Consider the following 17,624-nt stretch of genomic DNA (forward strand, 5'->3'; position numbering starts at 1 on the left):
GTGTCTCGTGACTGATCCCGTCCAGCTGCTATCCGAGAGGATAGATCGCCTCCTGGCCGAACACGATACCTCCAATGTTCAAGAATTCCTCGGAGCCCGCTTTGATGCCGGTCTCGCCTGGGTGCATTTCCCTGAGGGACACGGTGGCCTGGGCCTACCGCGCGAGTACAACGACTTCGTCAATGCTCGCCTGGCAGGAGCCGGCGCACCTGGCCCAGATACCAACGGTAACGGCATTGGTCTGGGTATGGTCGCTCCGACCCTGATCGCTAAGGGTACCGAAGAGCAGCAGAACAAGTACCTGCGCCCGCTCTACACCAGCGAAGAAATCTGGTGCCAGCTCTTCTCCGAGCCCGGTGCCGGCTCTGACTTGGCCGCGGTGTCTACCCGCGCGGTGTTGGATGGAGATACCTGGACGGTCAACGGTCAGAAGGTCTGGACCTCGGTGGCCCACCAGGCTCAGCGGGCGATTCTGGTAGCCCGTACTGACATTGAGGTACCCAAGCACGCCGGCATGACCTACTTCCTGGTTGATATGTCAGACCCGGGAGTCGAGGTCCGCCCCTTACGCCAGATCACCGGTGAAGCCGAGTTCAACGAGGTCTTCCTGCAGGATGTGAAGATTCCTGATGCAGACCGTGTTGGTGAGACCGGCGAAGGCTGGCGGGTCGCCAATGCCACGCTGAATAATGAGCGTGTTGCCATTGGTGCTGGGGCCGATCGTGAAGCCGGTCAGATTGGGCTGTTGGCTCGTCAATGGCGGGAGAACCCGCAACTACGGACCCCCGCTGCACAACAAGAGATTTTGCACTGGTGGGTGGAAACCGAAGTCACCCGGCTGGTGGGTGAGCGAGTGCGCCAACAACTGGAAGTTGGTCAGCCCGGACCAGAATCTTCGGCGCTGAAGTTGGCCTTTGCCACTCAGGCTCAGGCGGTCACCGGTGTGGCCCTCGAGCTCGATCCGGATGCAGGCCTGGTCTATGAGGATTGGGAGCTGCGTCGTCCCACGAAGGCAGATTTCTTGGGTCGCGATGCCGGATTCCGCTACCTGCGTGCCAAGGGGAACTCGATCGAAGGCGGTTCCTCAGAAATCATGCGCAATGTGGTAGCTGAGCGCGTACTCGGTCTGCCCCAAGAAGCTCGCCCCGATAAAGGAATTCCCTTCAAGGATGTGCCACGATGACCAATTTGCTGTATACCGAAGATGAAACCGACCTGCGCGATGCGGTCAAAGATGCACTGTCGCGACACTTGAGCTCGGCTGATGTCGCCGATCTCTACGACAACCCCCAGCCCTGGCACACTGCACTGTGGGACGCTCTGGCCGGTGAGATTGGCTTGGCCGGTCTGTTGATCAGCGAGGACCACGGCGGATTTGGTGGCGGACCACGTGAAGCGGCCACCGTGCTGGAAGAACTCGGTGGTGCTGTGGCACCGGTGCCGTTTTTGACCTCCTCGGTGTTGGCCACCCAGGTGTTGAACCACCTCGAGGCTGGTGACGCGTTGGAACAGCTGGCCAGTGGCGAAAAGACCGCTGCGCTGGTGCTACCGTTCAGCGCTCGTGCTGGACACTGGTCTGCCGTTGAGGCGGGTAGCTCGGTTACCCCGGTAGCCGGTGCCTGGGGTGCGGATTTGCTGTTGGTGCCCTTGGCTTCGGCCGATGGTGTCAACCTGCACCTCATCGAAGCTGAGCAGGCCACCGTTGAACCGGTGACCAGCCTGGATATGTCCCGGCCCCTGGCGACCGTGTCTGGTTTTGGAGAAGGTACCGTGCTGGCCAGTGGCGACCAGGCCGTGGCGGCGGTGGACTTCGGATTGCGCAGTGCCACGGCGCTACTGGCCAGTGAACAGTACGGTGTGGCCTATCAGTGCTTGACCACCACGGTCGAATACGTGAAGACCCGTATCCAATTCGCTCGCCCGATCGGTTCCTTCCAGGCCATCAAACACCGGCTGGCCGATCTGTATCTGCAGGTGACCTCCGCACAGGCCGCGGCTCGCTACGCAGCCGGAGTGCTGAACGATGCCGATCAGGATCTGCCCATCGCGACCGCGGTGGCGGCATCCTATAACGCGGATGTGGCGGTCAAGGCTGCTGAGGAAGCCGTGCAACTCCACGGTGGTAATGGGATGACCTGGGAGTTCCCGATTCACCTGCTTTTGAAGCGGGCCAAAGCCGACCAGCTGGGCTTGGGCACCCCCGGTACCCACCGCGAAGACCTCGCGCCGTTGGTCGATATCACTCTGTAGCGTGCGGCACCTGTTGTAGAGTCGCACAAGTCTACATCGTTCGAACACCATCCCCAGTCCAAGGAGCCACCGATGCCAGAGTCAACGTTAAAGCCACGTACTGCACGCGGTGAAAAGACTCGGGCAGCGCTGTTGCGGGCAGCGCGGGTGGTGTTCGAACGTGACGGCTATTTGGATGCACGGCTGACCGATATCACCGTCGAAGCCGGTTGTTCGACCGGGACTTTTTATACGTATTTCACCTCGAAAGAAGAAATCTTCGAGGCTCTGATGGAAACGGCCAAGAACGAGATGTTGCACCTCTCGGTGGGAGATACCGAAGGTGCCGATCCGGCCGAGGTTATTGAAGCCAGCAACCGCCATTATTTCGAGTCTTACCAGTCCAACGCAAAGCTTATGGGACTAATGGAAGAAGTTGCCCAGGTTGATCCGAATTTTATGAAGCTTCGCTACGAGCGGGGCATGCGTTTTATTGAACGCAATGCCCATTCGATCGAAGAGTTACAGCGACGCGGACTTGCTGATGCCAACCTAGATCCCATTCTTGCCTCTCGTGCGTTGTCTGGGATGGTCTCCCGCCTGGCATACTTCAACTTTGCTCTGAACGCTACGAACTACACCATCGATGAGCTGGTGGCGACCACCACTCGCATGTGGTGTGGCGCGCTCAGCATCGATCACGCCAGCATCGATCAGGACTAAGTTTTTCTTTTCTCTCTGAATCGTTCTTTTTTCTGGTGCCCTGGTGTCTGCGCTGATCGAGGGCACCCATGTCGTTAAACCAAGAGGCCAGAACCAGAATCCCAGCACGGTGCGGGATCTGATTCTGGCCTCGACTGTCTGCAGGTATTACTTCGCTACGGTGTCGCGTAGACGCTTGAGTTCCATGCGAGCAATGGTGCGCTTGTGGACCTCATCAGGGCCATCGGCCAACCGCAGGGTGCGCTGAGCGGCCCAGAACTCGGCCAGTGGGAAGTCATTGGTGACACCGCCACCACCATGGACCTGAATCGCCCGGTCGATGACCTTCAAGGCCATGTTCGGGGCGGCCACCTTGATCGCGGCAATCTCGGTGCGCGCCTCACGGTTACCCACGGTGTCCATCAGCCAAGCGGCCTTGAGCACCAGCAACCGGTTCATTTCGATCTCAATGCGAGACTCGGCAATCCAGTCCTGGATGTTGGCCCGCTCGGAAAGTGGCTGACCGAAGGTTTCGCGACTCTGGGCACGAGTGATCATCAGATCTAGGGCACGCTCGGCGGCACCGATGGTGCGCATACAGTGATGGATGCGTCCCGGACCCAAGCGGGCCTGGCTGATCTTGAAGCCGTCGCCTTCTCCGGCCAGCAGGTCGGTCACGGGAACCTTGACGTTTTCGAAGGTCACTTCTGCGTGACCCTCACGATCCATGTAGCCGAACACCGGCAGACCGCGGACTACGGTGACACCCGGTGCGTCGATGGGAACCACCATCATCGACTGTTGGCGGTGCGTATCAGCCTCAGGGTCGGTCTTGCCCATCACGATCAGCACACGACATAGCGGGTGCAGGGCGTTGGATGCGAACCACTTACGGCCGTTGAGGATGTAGTGATCACCGTTGCGTTCCATCCGCAGCTGGATATTAGTGGCATCGGAGCTGGCCACCTCGGGCTCGGTCATGCAGAAGGCTGAAGCGATCTCGCCAGCCAGCAGCGGTTTGAGCCAGCGCTCGCGGTGCTCCTCTGTTCCGAACAGCTCCAGAACTTCCATGTTTCCGGTATCGGGAGCATTGCAGTTGGTGGCCTCGGGAGCCAGGCCCGGGCTACGGCCCATGATCTCGGCCAGGGGAGCGTAGTCGAGGTTCGACAGGCCCGGGCTACCCCACTCTTCATTGGCGTGGGGGTGGAACAGGTTCCACAGGCCGCGGGATTTGGCTTCGGCCTTGAGCTCTTCCATGATCGGTGGGTGGAAGTTGTCATCCCCGGATTCGTGCATCTGTTGTTCGAAGACCGGCTCGGCTGGGTAGATGTGTTCGTCCATAAAGTCGAGGAGTCGTTGCCGGTAATCCTGACAACGATCTGAGAAACTGAAATCCATGACGTTCTCCTGTTGTGGGGTGTTATGAGTCTGATGTGGTTTCTGCAAGGAGGGTGTCCTGGTACCGGCGCATCCCTTCCATCCAGCGTGGGTAGTCGCTGTTTTTGCGTGAGATGTAGGTCTTGAGCTGTTCGTGCGGCAGGATCAAGAAGTCCTTCCGCTCGAGGGCAACCAGGGTATGCTCGGCAACCTGCTCGGGGCTGAGCACTTCGGCGCTGGCGGTCACCGATTGGTGAGCAGCCCGGGAGGCATCATCGGCGGAGGCCAAGTCCATCAGCAGGTCGGTATTGACCCCCAGCGGACAGAGGCAGGAGACGTCGATCCCCTGATGTCCGTAGGTGATCGACAGCCACTCCGCAAATGACACCGCTGCGTGCTTGGTGACCGCATACACGGCCGAACCGATCTGAGTCAGCAGACCGGCCGCCGAGGCAGTGGAGAGGAAATAACCGCTCCCACGCTCGATCCAGTCGGGGATGAAGACCTGCGCTGCCCGGACGTGGGCCATCACATTGATCTCGATGGTCTTATTCCAGTCCTCGTCGCTGACTTCCAGGCCAGCAGCGCCAGCGATGCCGGCGTTGGCAACATAAAGGTCGATGGCTTCGACCTCGAAGGTTTCGTGTGCGGTACGGCGGAAGCCTCGAATGTCCTCCAGTGAGGCGGCGTTGCCGGCGACCGTGACAAAACGGTCGTGGTAGGTACTCGCCAGTGCCTCGGCTTGAGCATCGAGCTTGGTTTGGTCTAGATCGGTGAGCAACACCCGGGCGCCGGCGTCCAACAACGCCTGGGCGAGGGCGGCTCCAATGCCGCCACCCGCGCCGGTGACGATCGCCACCTGATCGGTGAACGGGGTGGTCATTAGTCCATCACCCAGCCCGTGCTGAATTCCGGTGCTTGCTTAGTGACGAAAGCTTCTACCGCGCGTTGGTGCTCTGCGGTCAGGCCGGTGGCTTTGTGCCGGTAGACCTCAGCCTGCATGGCTTCATCCAAGGACACGGTGGGAGCATCCAGCAGGTTCTGCTTGATCGCATGCAGTGCCGGCGATGAGCTGGAGGCCAGTTGCGAGGCGATGGCGATCGCAGACTCATCGATGACCTCGTGAGCTACGATCTGGTTGATCAGACCTGCCTCATAGCACTGTTGACCACGCAACTTCGGAGACAGGAAAAGGTACTCGCGAGCCTTGGCTGGACCCACCAGCTGGTTGAGCAACCACGCCACACCGAAGTCGCCACCGAGTCCCACGTTGGCGAACGCGGTGGCAAACACCGTCTTTTCGCTACCGATTCGCAGATCGGCGGCCAACGCGAGACCAGCACCGGCCCCGGCAAAGGCACCGGGCAGGCTGGCCACGACCGGTTTCGGGAACGAGTAGATCCGGCCGGTGGTGGTGCGCTGGGCTTCCAACTGGGCTTGAGCTGCCTCGTCGTCGATCTCGGTGGCTCCACCACCTTCACCACCCTGCTCAGCGAAACCTTGCACATCGCCACCGGAGCAGAAGGCACCACCGGCGCCCGTCAGCACCACCGCGCCGACGCTATCGTCGGTTGCGAAGGCCTCCAGGGCATCGGCCAGCCCCGTGAGCATAGCGTGGTTCAGGGCGTTGCGACGTTCCGGTCGGTTCAGGGTGATGATGCCGACTCCGTCGCGAATGTCGGTCAGTACTTCTTGACTCATGCGTTGTTCACCTCGAACAGTCCAGCAGCACCCATGCCACCACCGATACACATGGTCACCACGACGTACTGCACACCGCGACGGCGACCTTCCAACAGAGCGTGACCGACCAGACGAGCCCCCGTCATGCCGTAGGGGTGACCAATAGAGATACCGCCACCGTTGACGTTGTATTTCTCGGGGTCGATGCCCAGCTTGTCCCGACAGTACACGGCCTGAGAAGCGAAGGCTTCGTTCAGTTCCCACAGGCCAATGTCGTTGAGATCCAGGTTGTGCTGTTTGAGCAACTTCGGGATCGCGAAGACCGGGCCAATACCCATTTCATCAGGCTTGCAACCGGCCACGGCGATGCCACGGTAGGTGCCCAAGGGAGTCAGGCCACGTTCTTTAGCGACCTTATCGCTGACCAGTACCGAGGCGGAGGCGCCGTCGGACAGTTGCGAGGCGTTACCGGCGGTAATGGTGGAGTGCTGGGTGACAGTGCCATCGGGTAGCACCGGATTCAGACCCTGCAGGGTCTCGAGTGTGGTGGACGGACGGTTACCCTCATCCTTGGTGAGCTCAACCTCTTCGGTAGAGGTTTCGCCGGTCTCTTTATTGAGGACCAATTTGGTCGAGGGTAGCGGGACGATTTCGTCATCGAGGCGACCGGCCGCCTGGGCGGCGGCGGTGCGCTCCTGGGAACTCAGTGCGTACTCATCCTGCTGGGCACGGGTTACGCCGTAGCGTTCAGCCACCACCTCCGCAGTGTGTAGCATGGGCATGTACGTATCGGGCACGTTGTCGACCAGCCACGGGTCCTCGGCACGGTAGGTATTCATCTGCTGGTTCTGGACCAATGAGATGGACTCCACGCCACCACCGACGGCCACGTCGAATCCATCGACGATGATTTCCTTGGCTGCGGTGGCAATGGCCATCAGGCCGGAGGCGCACTGCCGGTCCACGCTCATGCCGGCTACCGTGTTCGGCAGGCCGGCGCGCAGAGCAGCCTGGCGGGCGATGTTGTTGCCGGTGGAGCCTTGCTGGAGCGCGCAACCGAAGACGACATCGTCAATCTCTTCGGGTGAAATGCCGGCACGCTTGACCGCCTCCGCGATCGCGTGGCCGGCAAGTTCCTGGCCCTGGGTGTCGTTGAATGCACCCTTATAGGCTCGACCAATAGGAGTCCTGGCGGTGGAAACAATAACCGCTTCTGTCATGATGTGTTGCCTTTCTGCGCAGAATTAGATTTCGAGAACGAGTTTTCCGGTGTTGACGCCCTGGAATAGGCCCAACAAAGCTTCGGGGAAGCCCCGTACGCCACCGCCGACGACGGTTTCGCGGGCAACCAGGGAACCATTGGAGATGTGGGCCGCAATCGCTTCGACCGCCTCGGGGTAGCGATCACGGTAGTCAAAGACCACGAAGCCCTGCATACGTGCACGGAAGACCAGCAGCGACATGTACCGGCTGGGTCCCGGGGCGAGAGTGGGGTCGTTATACGTGGAGATGGCGCCACAGATCACCACGCGGGCACCGCGGGCGAGATTGGCGAGACCAGCATCCAGGATCGTGCCGCCGATATTATCGAAGAACACGTTGATGCCATCGGGAGCGACCTCCCTGAGTCGGGACAGAACTTTTTCGTTCTTGTAGTTGATGGCTTCATCGAACCCGATTTCTGTCAACCAGGCGCATTTCTCCTCGCCACCGGCAATACCGATCACCCGACACCCGCGCGCTTTGGCCAATTGGCCGGCCACCGAGCCGACGGCGCCGGCTGCTGCTGAGATCAGCACGGTGTCGCCATCCTGTAGTTCTCCGACATCGAGCAGACCGAAGTACCCGGTCATTCCCGGCATGCCGAGGGCACCCAACCAGGTGGGTTCAGCGGCCACATCCAGGTCAATGCCTGTTACGCCACGGCCATCGGAGATAGCGTAGTCGGTGACGCCGAACAGACCCTGGACACGATCGCCGGGGGAGAAGTTGGGGTTATTGGACTCGAGAACTTCACCGGTGCCCAACGCGCGCATGATCTCCCCGATCTGTACGGGGGGAACATAGGAACGCACATCGTTCAGCCAGCCACGCATCGCTGGATCCAAGGAGAGGTAATTGACCTTGACCAGAATTTCTGACTCGTTGAGCTCGGTGGGGAGTTCGTGCTGGCGAATCTCCCAGGTCGACTCATCAGGCAACCCCTCGGGGCGCTGTGCTAAATAGACTGACGTCGCGGTGATCGACATAGCTAAGAATCCGTTCTGTTGTGGTCTACATCTCACAGATTAGCCTGAACTTGAGGTCGGATTCAACTATGGGCTGGGACGGAGTATGGAACCTCCGAGGCGGTTTTAAGAGCACTCAGCCAGGGTGTCGTTGCGGAAGCGTTCGCGTAATTCCACCAGTTTCTGCGCATTGGCCTGCCGACCCCCATCGCCGGTGGCCAAAGGGAACCAGGTGATGTTTCCCAAGGCAGAGGTGGAACGCATCAGCGTGCGCAGCTCGGAGGAGTCCAGGCCGTTATCGGCCACCATGTTCTCCTGCATAAGCTCTACTACGTCTTTGGCGACTCCGGGATTGCGTCGCACCTCTGATTCGGACAGGGCCTGGAGCATTCCTGTCATCACCGTTTCGGTCTGTGTCGGGGACATGCCGTGCTCGGTGATGCTGTCGTCTATTAAAGTGCCGACCTGTTTGGGTTCAAGCACGGCGTCCTCGCTGTCAGGGTCGGGAAATCCGCCGGTGATTTCGGCCAGAGGTGCCAGGGCGTTCAGGTCGAGCAACACGACGTGGTCCATGGGAACGTCCACAAGAGTTTCGATGGATGCCACCAGCGTTGAGACTTCGCCGGTGGCACCTAGGGCTTCGCCAAGGGTGAAGGGCTGGTCGGGAACCTTGAGCTGGGGTGGGAAAGCCACCGCTTGGGCATAACGACGAGAATTCGTCAGGTGGATGACGAACAGCGATTGCGCCCGATCCTCCAAGTTCTCCTCCAGAGCCTCGGAGGTATCGTCGCGGGAGGCTGAGGCAACGAATAAAATATTGATCGGCCCTGGGGTTCCATCTTCGATCGGGGCCGGGTTGGGGCGTTGATCGGGGAAGGGGTCACGCAGGGTATCTAAAGGTTGAATGAGTCCCCGGATGAACTGGTAGGCGACGAAAATGCCAACCAAAAATAGTGCGACCGCGAAGATCATGACCACTACTTTTGATCGTTTTGCCATAGTTCATCAGTTTATACCGTGCCGGGGTCACGGTGAGTGAGGGCACGGGTGGCTCAGAGGCCCAAGTACGCCTTCTGAACCTCCGGGTCGTCGCGCAGATCGTGGGCAGGACCTGACAGTACGACGCGACCTTCGGCAAGAACATACCCATAGGTAGCAATCTTCAAGGCCAATCGGGCGTTCTGCTCGGCCAGAAGCACCCCGGTCCCGGACTTGTTAATCTCCGTCACCGCCTCGAAGACTTGCTCGGTGACCAGTGGCGCCAAACCAATGGAGGGCTCGTCCAAAATGAGCAACTTGGGGTTGGACATCAAAGCCCGGCCAATAGCGACCATCTGTTGCTGACCACCGGAGAGAGAACCGGCCGTTTGGTTCCTCTTTTCCTTCAGGATGGGAAAGAGCTGGAATACCCGGTCGAGGAGCTCGTCGTACTCGGCCTTCTTGCTACGCAACACATAATTGCCCAGACTAAGGTTCTTCATTACCGACAGCATCGGGAACAGATGCCGCCCCTCCGGCGATTGAGCGATCCCGGTACGCACAATACGATTCGAACTCAGCGAGACAATGGAATCTCCAAGAAATTCGATGCTACCGGTGTGGGGGCGGATTAGCCCCGAGATCGTCCGGAACAAGGTGGATTTTCCCGACCCGTTCGCCCCTAAGACCAGGGTGAGTTGCCCTTGCTCCGCTCTCAGGCTCACATCGTGTAAGACATCGACCGAATCATAGGCGACATGAATGTTGTTGATTTCTAGCATGATGTTTTAGCCCTCGGTGCTTGGTGTGTTTACGGTGGTTGAGATATCCGACGAATCTGTCCCGAGATAGGCTGCGATGACTTGAGGGTCATTGCGCACGTCATCGGGCGTACCCCAGGCAATTCTGCGACCTCGTTCTAAGACGAGAATTCGGTCGGCCAGACTCATAATCAACGACATTTTGTGCTCAACAAGCGCCACCGTGATACCACTGGAGGAGATTTTGCGAATCAGCTGACCGAATCGTGTGGTTTCTTCTTCAGTGATGCCGGCGGCAGGCTCGTCAAGAAGCAGAAGCGACGGATTTGTCGCTAAAGCCAGCGCGACGGCTGCTCGCTTTTGAACTTCTTGCGGAGCATTCCCAGCGATCTCATCCTTGTAATCGGAAATGGACACGAAGTCGAGAAGCTCGAGAGTTTTGTCCATACTTTCCCGCTCTTCACGCCGGAATCGCGGTGTCCTCAGCACGGCACCCAATAATGTGGAGGAGGTTTGGGCAGCGCATCCCGCCAACACATTCTCAACGATGGTGTTGTGCTCGAAGAGTTTCGTGGTCTGGAATGTGCGGGCGATGCCAGCCTTGGAGGTCACATGGGGCTTGTTGCCGGTAATATCGTTTCCCCGGAACATCACCTGCCCACCACTGGGCTTGTGAAATCCACACAGCAGATTGAAGACGGTGGACTTCCCGGCCCCGTTCGGTCCGATGATCGCGGTGATCTCGCCCTCGTGGATTTCGAAATCGACGCCCTCCACAGCGTGGATCCCTCCGAAGGTTTTTGTTAGGCCACGTACTTCCATCAGCATGAGGAGACACTCTCCTTCTCCGTGTGTTGTGTCGTCTGTGATCGTTGGGGCGCTGAGGTGGTCTTGCGCCGTCGGCGACGCGCGATGAGTTCATTGAGCTTGCCGATGAGTCCTTGCGGCATGAAGATGATCAGCGCGATGATGATCGGGCCGAGGAAGAGGAAACGGTAGGACTGGAAGTCCTGGAAGAGCTCGAACAGCGCCATGACGAGCAATGTGCCGATCAACGGCCCCATCACGGTGGCCATGCCACCCACGAGCAGGAACATCAAGAGTTCGAAGGTTAGGTCGATATGGGCTACCTCGGGCTCGATAAAGCCCTGAGCACTGGCGAACAGACCGCCCGCGGTGCCGGCCAGGCCGGCTGAGGCGGTGAATGCCAGTTGCTTATTGAGCCCAACGTTAATACCGATCGAGCTGGCCAGATCTTCAGAGGTGCGGATAGCCAAGAGCGTGCGGCCGACATTCGAGGTTTTCAGCGTATAGGTCAGGTAAATGCAGAATGCCACGACGAGCACCATTAAGAAGTAGAACACGGTCGGTTCAGAGAAATCGATGGGTCCAATATTCTCTGGGAACTTGATCCCGCGGACGCCGTCGTAGCCGCCGGTGACGCTGGTCCAGCGAGACAAGACCATGTAAATGATCAATCCGAGCGCCATCGTAAAGACCGCGAAATACGCCTCACGGGTACGCAACGCGACGAGCCCGGCGATAAACCCAACAATAGTGGTGAGGATGATTCCGACAAAGAATGCTCCCCAGAAGGGCCAATCGTGCTCGGCAGTCAGTAGAGCCACCGTGTACACGCCGATCGCGAAGAAACCTGCCTGGGCCAGGGACAACTGTCCGGTATAACCCAAGATGATGTTGAGACCGTAGACGGCGGTGGCATAACACAGCGCCTGAGTAAGGACGCGGAGAAGGTATTGGTTCTCGGTGAGTGCCAGGGGCGCGAAGAGTAATGCGACCGCCACGGCGATCATGCCTATTCCTTGTAGTGTCAGTTTCATCGTGCCCCCTTATGAGAGAAGAGACCAGTGGGTTTCACAGCCAGGACAACCACCAGGAGCACGAAGGCCATGACTTCACCGGCAGCTGCGGAGATGTAGGTGGTGGATAAGGCTTCGGCCACGCCGAGGCCGAAGCCTCCGATGATGGCGCCAGGGATGGATCCGAGGCCACCGAGAATAATGATGGCGAAGACCTTGACCATGATGGTTTCTCCCATGAAGGGAGAGATCGAGCTGACCGGGGCCATGAGGCCACCGGCGATGGCGACCAGCACACCGGCCAGTGCGAAGGTCATCATCGACACTCTGTTGGGGTTGATCCCCACCAGAGAGGCGCCGATACGGTCTTGCTCGATGGCTTCAATCGATTGGCCCGCGGCGGTTTTCTTGATGAACCAGGTCAGAATAATCATCACGACCACCGCGACCAGTACGACAACGATGCGTTGCCAGGTCACTTGAGCCTCGAGAATGGTCAGGCGTCCCGTGAGTGGGGAATCCACCCGGTGGAAATCGTTGCCCCATACCTGCTGAACCAGCGCGGTGAAGAAGAACATCGCGCCGGCGGCAGCGATCATGTGATGGGTATGTGGGGAGTCTCTGAGTGGGTGGAAGACAATGCGCTCCAGGACCACGCCGACGAGTCCCATCACGATTGCTGCGCAAATAATGGCTAGCACATAGTGAACTCCGACCGAGGTCATGAAGAAGAAGGTCAGGTAAGCCCCCAACATGTAGAGGGATCCGTGGGCCAGGTTAGGTATCTTCAAGACACCGAAGACGAGCGTGAGGCCGATTGCTGCCAAACAATAGGCGCCACCGGTTGCTAGCCCGTTGAATAGCTGTTGGACGAGAAGTTCCATATAAGCTCCTGCTCAATGGGATGGTCTGGGCGCCGGTTTATTGGTTGTCGTAAACAGACCAGTCCAGTTCAAAGTTTTCGTATTCGCCGTCCTCGTTGATGTAGATGCCGTGGCCAGTACCTGCCACTGACATTCCTTCAGGGGTGACATCGGACGGGAATTCCTGAACGCGGAACGCATCGTCAACCTGGTCAAGGGCTTCGGGGATCGCTTCCCGGATGGCGGTCGGATCGTCGGTGCTACCGGAGACTTCCATGGCGGTGACGATGATGCCCAGAGCCTGGTAGTTCAGGGCGACTTCGGCATTGATCGGCCGCTCGTCGTTGACCTTCTCGGCAAACTTGTCGACGAGAGCATCCGTTCCGGGCTCGTCATATTCACGGGTTGGGTTGACAGCGAGTAGATTGTGCAAATTCTCCGGGTCGGTGAACGTTTCCATTTCTTCAATCTTCGCTTGGTCCATGACCAGGAATCCGCCCTCATAACCCTGTTCGCGGGCTTCTTCAATCACCAGCGCGGTGGGCTGAGACGGTCCACCGACCAGCAGGACATCCGGATCCTGCGCCAAGGCTTGGGACACGTTGGTGGAGAAGTCTGTCACCGAACCGTAGTCAAAGTTGTTGTTGCTGAGCACCTCACCGCCATTTTCGTCCCATGTTTCGGTGATCATGTCGGTCCACTGCTGGCCATATTCACTGGCGGTAGCAAGCAGGCCAAGGGTTTCGGCTCCGTCATCCATGAAGTGTTTAGTGAAAGGCTCTGCGTAGGCCGTGAACGGAACCGGGATCATCATGGTGAGCTCGTTGTCCTGCTGAGTGATCCGTGGATCGGAGCTGTAGGCAGCGAGCAAAAACTCGGAACGGCTGGTGTTGATCTCCTGGGCGGCGTTAATGCCACCGGCGTGCGGAATGACCACGACAGGCGCGCCGTCTTGCTCCACCAGACGCTGAGCGTTGGTTGCTGCGGTGGCCGGCGAATATTCGTCGTCCAGAGAGCGCAGTTCGACGCTGTATTCGGTGCCGTCAATTTCGACACCTTGTTCGTTGAGTTCCTCAACAGCCATTTCAAGACCGGCTTGAACATTTTCACCATACAGCGCCGCACCGCTGGACAGCGGGCCCGAGTAACCGATGACGATGGTCTCCGAGCCATCGCCTTCTCCGCCGCATGCGGTCAAGGCAATTGCGCTCGCCGCGGTGAAACCAAAGAATTTCAATTTGGTACTGAACCGACGAGGAGAAAGACGCTTTTGTGAATTCGTGAAGAGCGACATCGCTGATAACCCTGTTCGTGAGAGTGGATGGAGGCCGACGTCCGTCACGCCGGGCGTGAATGACGTCATAAACATGAACTTGATGTCAAGTTAAAGAAGATCGTACCCAGGGCGTTCCTGTGATGTCAATCACAATCATGACGATGTGTCGTGACCGGTTGTGACTCAACGATTTCTCCACCGATTCCGGTCATCTCACAGGGTTAATGGATAGGATGGGCGCCATGAAGGTTTCGGAAGTTCAGGCCCTGGTGGGTCAGATGCGAGAGGTGACTGCTTCTCGCCGTGCCTATAGTCGACGGTTCCGGTTGGATCAGCTCAAAGGCATCAAAGCGTTGGTGCGCGACCACACTCAGGAGCTGCAACAAGCCCTGTATCACGATCTGGGCAAAGCGCCCTTTGAATCCACGGTGACCGAGATTTCGGTGATCAAAAATGAGGTCGACCACGCAATTCTGCACGTCAGTGATTGGATGGAGCCAGAATCGGTGCGGATGCCGCTGGCGTATCAACCGGCCACCGGCACGATTCGACCGCGACCCAAGGGACAGGTGCTGATTATTGGTCCCTGGAACTACCCCGTCCAGCTCGTGTTGGCACCCTTGGTGGCCGCGGTCTCGGCCGGTAACACGGCGGTGCTCAAGCCCTCCGAAAAGGCCCCGGCGACCGCGGACGTGCTGGCCCGGTTGATTCCCGAATACGTGGATCCTTCCGCGGTAGCGGTTGTGCAGGGTGGCGCCGAGGTGGTGCAGGCACTGTTGGCAGAGAAATGGGATCATATTTTTTATACCGGTGGTGAGCGCGTGGGACGGATCGTGTACGAGGCGGCCGCTCAACAGCTAACTCCGGTGACTCTGGAGCTGGGTGGTAAATCTCCGGCGGTGGTCTCCGACGGTCCGGTGGCGACCATTGCTAAACGGCTGGCTTGGGGGAAGTTCGTCAATGCCGGTCAAACTTGTGTGGCTCCGGACTATGTGCTGGCTGTGGGTGATCAGATGCGGGACAAGCTGGAAGCGGAACTGCCTGACGTTATCGACGAGTTTTATGAGTCCAGCCCGGAAAGTTCGTTGGATTATGGTCGTTTGATCTCTCCGGAACACACTCAGCGATTGGTTGAGATGTTACAGCAGACTCTCGATGCGGGAGCGGAGCTGATTACTGGTGGTGGATATGCGATCGAGGAGCGTTATCTGGCGCCGACGGTGATCTCTCGCGTTGCACCGGACACCGCGGTGATGGCCGAGGAGATCTTCGGTCCGATTCTGCCCATTGTGACGGTGAAGGATATCGATGAGGCTATGGCATTCATTGGTGAGCGTCCGCATCCGTTGGCGGCCTATCTGTTCACCGATCGGGCTCGGGTGCGTCGGGAATTTGAAGAGCGGGTGATTGCTGGGTCGATGGGTTTTGATGCACCGTTGTTGCAGATCTCGGTGCCGGGGTTGCCTTTTGGCGGTGTGGGTCCTTCGGGGATCGGTAATTATCACGGCAAATACGGTTTCGATACCTTCACGCATTTTCGGGCTGAGGTGTCCAAGACCGATCAGCTCGATACCCTCAAGGCGGTCTACCCGCCTTACGGGTGGGCGAAGAAACAGCTCACCAAGCGGGTGTTGTAGTCATGGCGAAGTCGTGGTACCCCTCCCAGCAGCCGGAAGAGCCGGAGGATCATGACGCCGAGCCGAACGAATGGCTCGACGATCCGACTCAGCCCGCCGAACGGGGCCTGCCGAGGTGGGATGAGGCTCACGACGAGATAGCGGAAACACCTAGCCCGTTCGGTGATAACCCGTACGCGGAGCAACCACTGGCCGGTCCGTGGGGTGATGGTTCACCGCAGGAAACCCTGGCCGGGGATTATCCGGTGATTGCCAATACCCCGACACAGGGCTCGGAGACGGAGGCAGATCGGTCCTCAGCCCACCAGGGTGATCAACGTTCCTCGTCGGGTTGCTTATTCTTGGTGGCGTTGCTCGGGTTGAGCACCTCCATCCTGGCAGCCAGGGCCAAAAGCTGAGCTTCGGTTCCGGGCCGACCAATGGCCTGGACAGACCACTGGTCAGTGACCGGAATAGAAATGGCCGGCAGCCCCATGACGTTGATCATCGAGGTATAGGGCGTAAACCGGCACTGATAGTCGTAGTTGGCCTGCGGGTCCAGCTCGCGGAAAGCGCCAATTTTCGGTGGCTGGAAGGCCAACACCGGGGTGAGCACAATATCGGTTTGTCCTAGTTCAGCCCGGGTGTCCTGGGCCCACTGGGTCAGGTTGCCTTCGGCCTCGGCAACCTGGTCGGCGCTGAGGTTGGCGGTACTGGTTAAGAAGTACTCGGCCAAATCGTCCAGGCCTTCGGTGGTGGGCATCGGCGCCCGGTGTAGCCCGGAGGTCCACACAATCTGGAAGTTCTCGTGGTAGCCCGGAAAGTAAATCAGATCCAGCTCGGTGACCAGGTGCTGATCTTGGGTGAGCATGCTGGCCGCTTGGGTCAGGGCTTCGACCGCGCCTCGGGCCAAGGAGATCTGCAGATCCGGGTGGAAGGGGGAGGCGGTCGTCACGCCGATCGTCATCGGGGCTAGGCCTTCAGCACCCTGCTGGACGGCATGCAAGTACCGGCCCGGTGCTACGGAGGTGGGATCCATGAACGCATCCATCAGTAGTGCCGCATCGGCGGCGGTACGTGCCAGCGGGCCGGTGACACTGAGATTGGTAACCGTCTCGCGCTGATCATCGCAGCTGAGTGTGCCACGGCCGGGCTTCAGGCCGACCAGTCCGGTGGCCGCGGCCGGGATGCGGATCGAACCACCGCCGTCGGTCCCGGGGGCCAGGGGCAACAGTCCGGCAGCCACCGCAGCGGCGGCCCCGCCAGAGGATCCGGTCGGGGTGGTTTCCATATCGCGAGGGTTACGCGCCGGGGGATCGATCAGGTTCTCCGAATACGTCGAGAGCCCGAACTCCGGGACGGTGGTTTTGCCCACTTGCACGGTGCCAGCTTCGGTCAGTAGCTCCGCTGAGGGGTCATTGCTGGGTTCGGACACGGCATCGGCAAAGACCCGGGAGCCAAACCGGGTGGGCATTCCGGCCACGCGCACCAGGTCCTTGAAGGCAGTTGGGATCCCGTGCAGGGCGGCGCGGTGATCGACCGGTAGCTCGTCGAGGGCGGCCGCACGTTCACGGGCTAGGTCTTCATTCACGTGGCTCAACGCGCCCAGTTCGGGGCGGGAGCGAATCTGTTCCAGGTAGTACTTGGTCACCTCGGTGGCGCTGACGGCTGATGCGCTCAACTGATCGCGAAGTTCCACGGCGGAAAGATGGTTCATGACTCTTACTGTAACGAATCCCGCCGTCTCAGTAGGCTAGGATCATGAGTCTTTTCGAAACCGTTAGTGTCAACGATGTTCCCGATGATGCCACCATCCTGGACGTGCGCGAGGACTATGAATTCCAGGTGGGGCGACCGGTCGGTGCGATCCACGTACCGCTGGGCGATCTACCCGTCCGTTTGGAGCAGCTGGACCCCGACGAGGATTATTACGTGATCTGCCGGACCGGGGGCCGGTCGGCGAAGGCGGCCGAATACCTGGAGTCCCAGGGGTACACGGCCTTCAATGTCGCTGGGGGTAACGGCGCGTGGTTCGAAGCCGGTAAGCCGATGGAAGCCGATGGCGATGCCGAACCGCAGGTGAAATAACCA

18 protein-coding genes are annotated in these 17,624 nt (G+C 59.2%); 6 read left to right on the plus strand and 12 right to left on the minus strand.

Annotated features, from left to right (window positions below):
* The first annotated feature begins 7 nt into the window (after positions 1-7).
* From DCC24_RS07185 to DCC24_RS07195, 3 genes are all read left to right on the plus strand, one after another.
* Positions 8-1,183 carry an acyl-CoA dehydrogenase family protein gene (locus DCC24_RS07185; protein WP_110099240.1) on the plus strand — a complete coding sequence of 392 codons (1,176 nt, stop codon included), beginning with the start codon at positions 8-10 and terminating at the stop codon, positions 1,181-1,183.
* Entirely contained in the window at positions 1,180-2,250 is a 1,071-nt protein-coding gene (locus DCC24_RS07190) for an acyl-CoA dehydrogenase family protein (RefSeq protein WP_110099241.1), read from the plus strand. Before DCC24_RS07185 ends, DCC24_RS07190 begins: the two co-directional genes overlap by 4 nt.
* Before the next feature lie 72 nt (positions 2,251-2,322).
* Positions 2,323-2,952, plus strand: a complete 630-nt coding sequence (locus DCC24_RS07195) for a TetR/AcrR family transcriptional regulator (protein WP_110099242.1) — start codon at positions 2,323-2,325, stop codon at positions 2,950-2,952.
* Between the two features lie 147 nt (positions 2,953-3,099).
* Here DCC24_RS07195 and DCC24_RS07200 read toward each other — a convergent pair whose 3' ends face one another.
* From DCC24_RS07200 to DCC24_RS07250, 11 genes are all read right to left on the minus strand, one after another.
* Positions 3,100-4,329 carry an acyl-CoA dehydrogenase family protein gene (locus tag DCC24_RS07200; RefSeq protein WP_110099243.1) on the minus strand — a complete coding sequence of 410 codons (1,230 nt, stop codon included), beginning with the start codon at positions 4,327-4,329 and terminating at the stop codon, positions 3,100-3,102.
* A gap of 22 nt (positions 4,330-4,351) precedes the next feature.
* Entirely contained in the window at positions 4,352-5,191 is an 840-nt protein-coding gene (locus DCC24_RS07205) for an SDR family oxidoreductase (RefSeq protein ID WP_110099244.1), read from the minus strand.
* Entirely contained in the window at positions 5,191-6,009 is an 819-nt protein-coding gene (locus DCC24_RS07210) for an enoyl-CoA hydratase-related protein (protein ID WP_110099245.1), read from the minus strand. The genes DCC24_RS07205 and DCC24_RS07210 overlap by 1 nt, the downstream gene beginning before the upstream one ends.
* Complete coding sequence (locus DCC24_RS07215) at positions 6,006-7,211, minus strand: acetyl-CoA C-acyltransferase (RefSeq protein WP_110099246.1); 1,206 nt, start codon at positions 7,209-7,211, stop codon at positions 6,006-6,008. The genes DCC24_RS07210 and DCC24_RS07215 overlap by 4 nt, the downstream gene beginning before the upstream one ends.
* Before the next feature lie 24 nt (positions 7,212-7,235).
* Positions 7,236-8,240: an NADP-dependent oxidoreductase gene (locus tag DCC24_RS07220; RefSeq protein WP_199446246.1), complete on the minus strand. Its 1,005-nt coding sequence runs from the start codon at positions 8,238-8,240 to the stop codon at positions 7,236-7,238.
* Positions 8,241-8,345: 105 nt separating this feature from the next.
* Complete coding sequence (locus tag DCC24_RS07225) at positions 8,346-9,218, minus strand: hypothetical protein (protein WP_146206302.1); 873 nt, start codon at positions 9,216-9,218, stop codon at positions 8,346-8,348.
* Between the two features lie 53 nt (positions 9,219-9,271).
* Entirely contained in the window at positions 9,272-9,979 is a 708-nt protein-coding gene (locus DCC24_RS07230) for an ABC transporter ATP-binding protein (protein ID WP_110099248.1), read from the minus strand.
* Positions 9,980-9,985: 6 nt separating this feature from the next.
* Positions 9,986-10,786, minus strand: coding sequence for an ABC transporter ATP-binding protein (locus DCC24_RS07235; RefSeq protein WP_110099249.1), 801 nt, complete (start codon positions 10,784-10,786; stop codon positions 9,986-9,988).
* Positions 10,780-11,799: a branched-chain amino acid ABC transporter permease gene (locus DCC24_RS07240; RefSeq protein WP_110099250.1), complete on the minus strand. Its 1,020-nt coding sequence runs from the start codon at positions 11,797-11,799 to the stop codon at positions 10,780-10,782. Before DCC24_RS07240 ends, DCC24_RS07235 begins: the two co-directional genes overlap by 7 nt.
* Positions 11,796-12,662, minus strand: a complete 867-nt coding sequence (locus tag DCC24_RS07245; RefSeq protein ID WP_110099251.1) for a branched-chain amino acid ABC transporter permease — start codon at positions 12,660-12,662, stop codon at positions 11,796-11,798. Before DCC24_RS07245 ends, DCC24_RS07240 begins: the two co-directional genes overlap by 4 nt.
* Positions 12,663-12,699: 37 nt before the next feature.
* Entirely contained in the window at positions 12,700-13,878 is a 1,179-nt protein-coding gene (locus DCC24_RS07250; RefSeq protein ID WP_158524625.1) for an ABC transporter substrate-binding protein, read from the minus strand.
* 281 nt (positions 13,879-14,159) lie between these two features.
* Between DCC24_RS07250 and DCC24_RS07255 the strand changes: the two genes are divergently transcribed.
* Together DCC24_RS07255 and DCC24_RS07260 are read left to right on the plus strand one after the other, a co-directional pair.
* Positions 14,160-15,554, plus strand: coding sequence for an aldehyde dehydrogenase family protein (locus tag DCC24_RS07255; protein WP_233492020.1), 1,395 nt, complete (start codon positions 14,160-14,162; stop codon positions 15,552-15,554).
* A 2-nt stretch (positions 15,555-15,556) separates the two neighbouring features.
* Positions 15,557-15,952, plus strand: a complete 396-nt coding sequence (locus DCC24_RS07260) for a hypothetical protein (RefSeq protein WP_110099254.1) — start codon at positions 15,557-15,559, stop codon at positions 15,950-15,952.
* Here DCC24_RS07260 and DCC24_RS07265 read toward each other — a convergent pair.
* A complete protein-coding gene (locus tag DCC24_RS07265; RefSeq protein ID WP_110099255.1) occupies positions 15,868-17,250 on the minus strand; it encodes an amidase in 1,383 nt (460 codons plus the stop codon). The genes DCC24_RS07260 and DCC24_RS07265 overlap by 85 nt on opposite strands.
* Positions 17,251-17,294: 44 nt before the next feature.
* Here DCC24_RS07265 and DCC24_RS07270 point away from each other — a divergent pair, with 44 nt between their 5' ends.
* Positions 17,295-17,621 (plus strand): rhodanese-like domain-containing protein, encoded by a 327-nt coding sequence (locus DCC24_RS07270; RefSeq protein WP_110099256.1) that lies wholly within the window; start codon positions 17,295-17,297, stop codon positions 17,619-17,621.
* Positions 17,622-17,624: the final 3 nt, after the last annotated feature.

Origin of the sequence: Auritidibacter sp. NML100628 (genome assembly GCF_003185985.1) — a bacterium.
Classification (GTDB): Bacteria; Actinomycetota; Actinomycetes; order Actinomycetales; family Micrococcaceae; genus Auritidibacter; species Auritidibacter ignavus.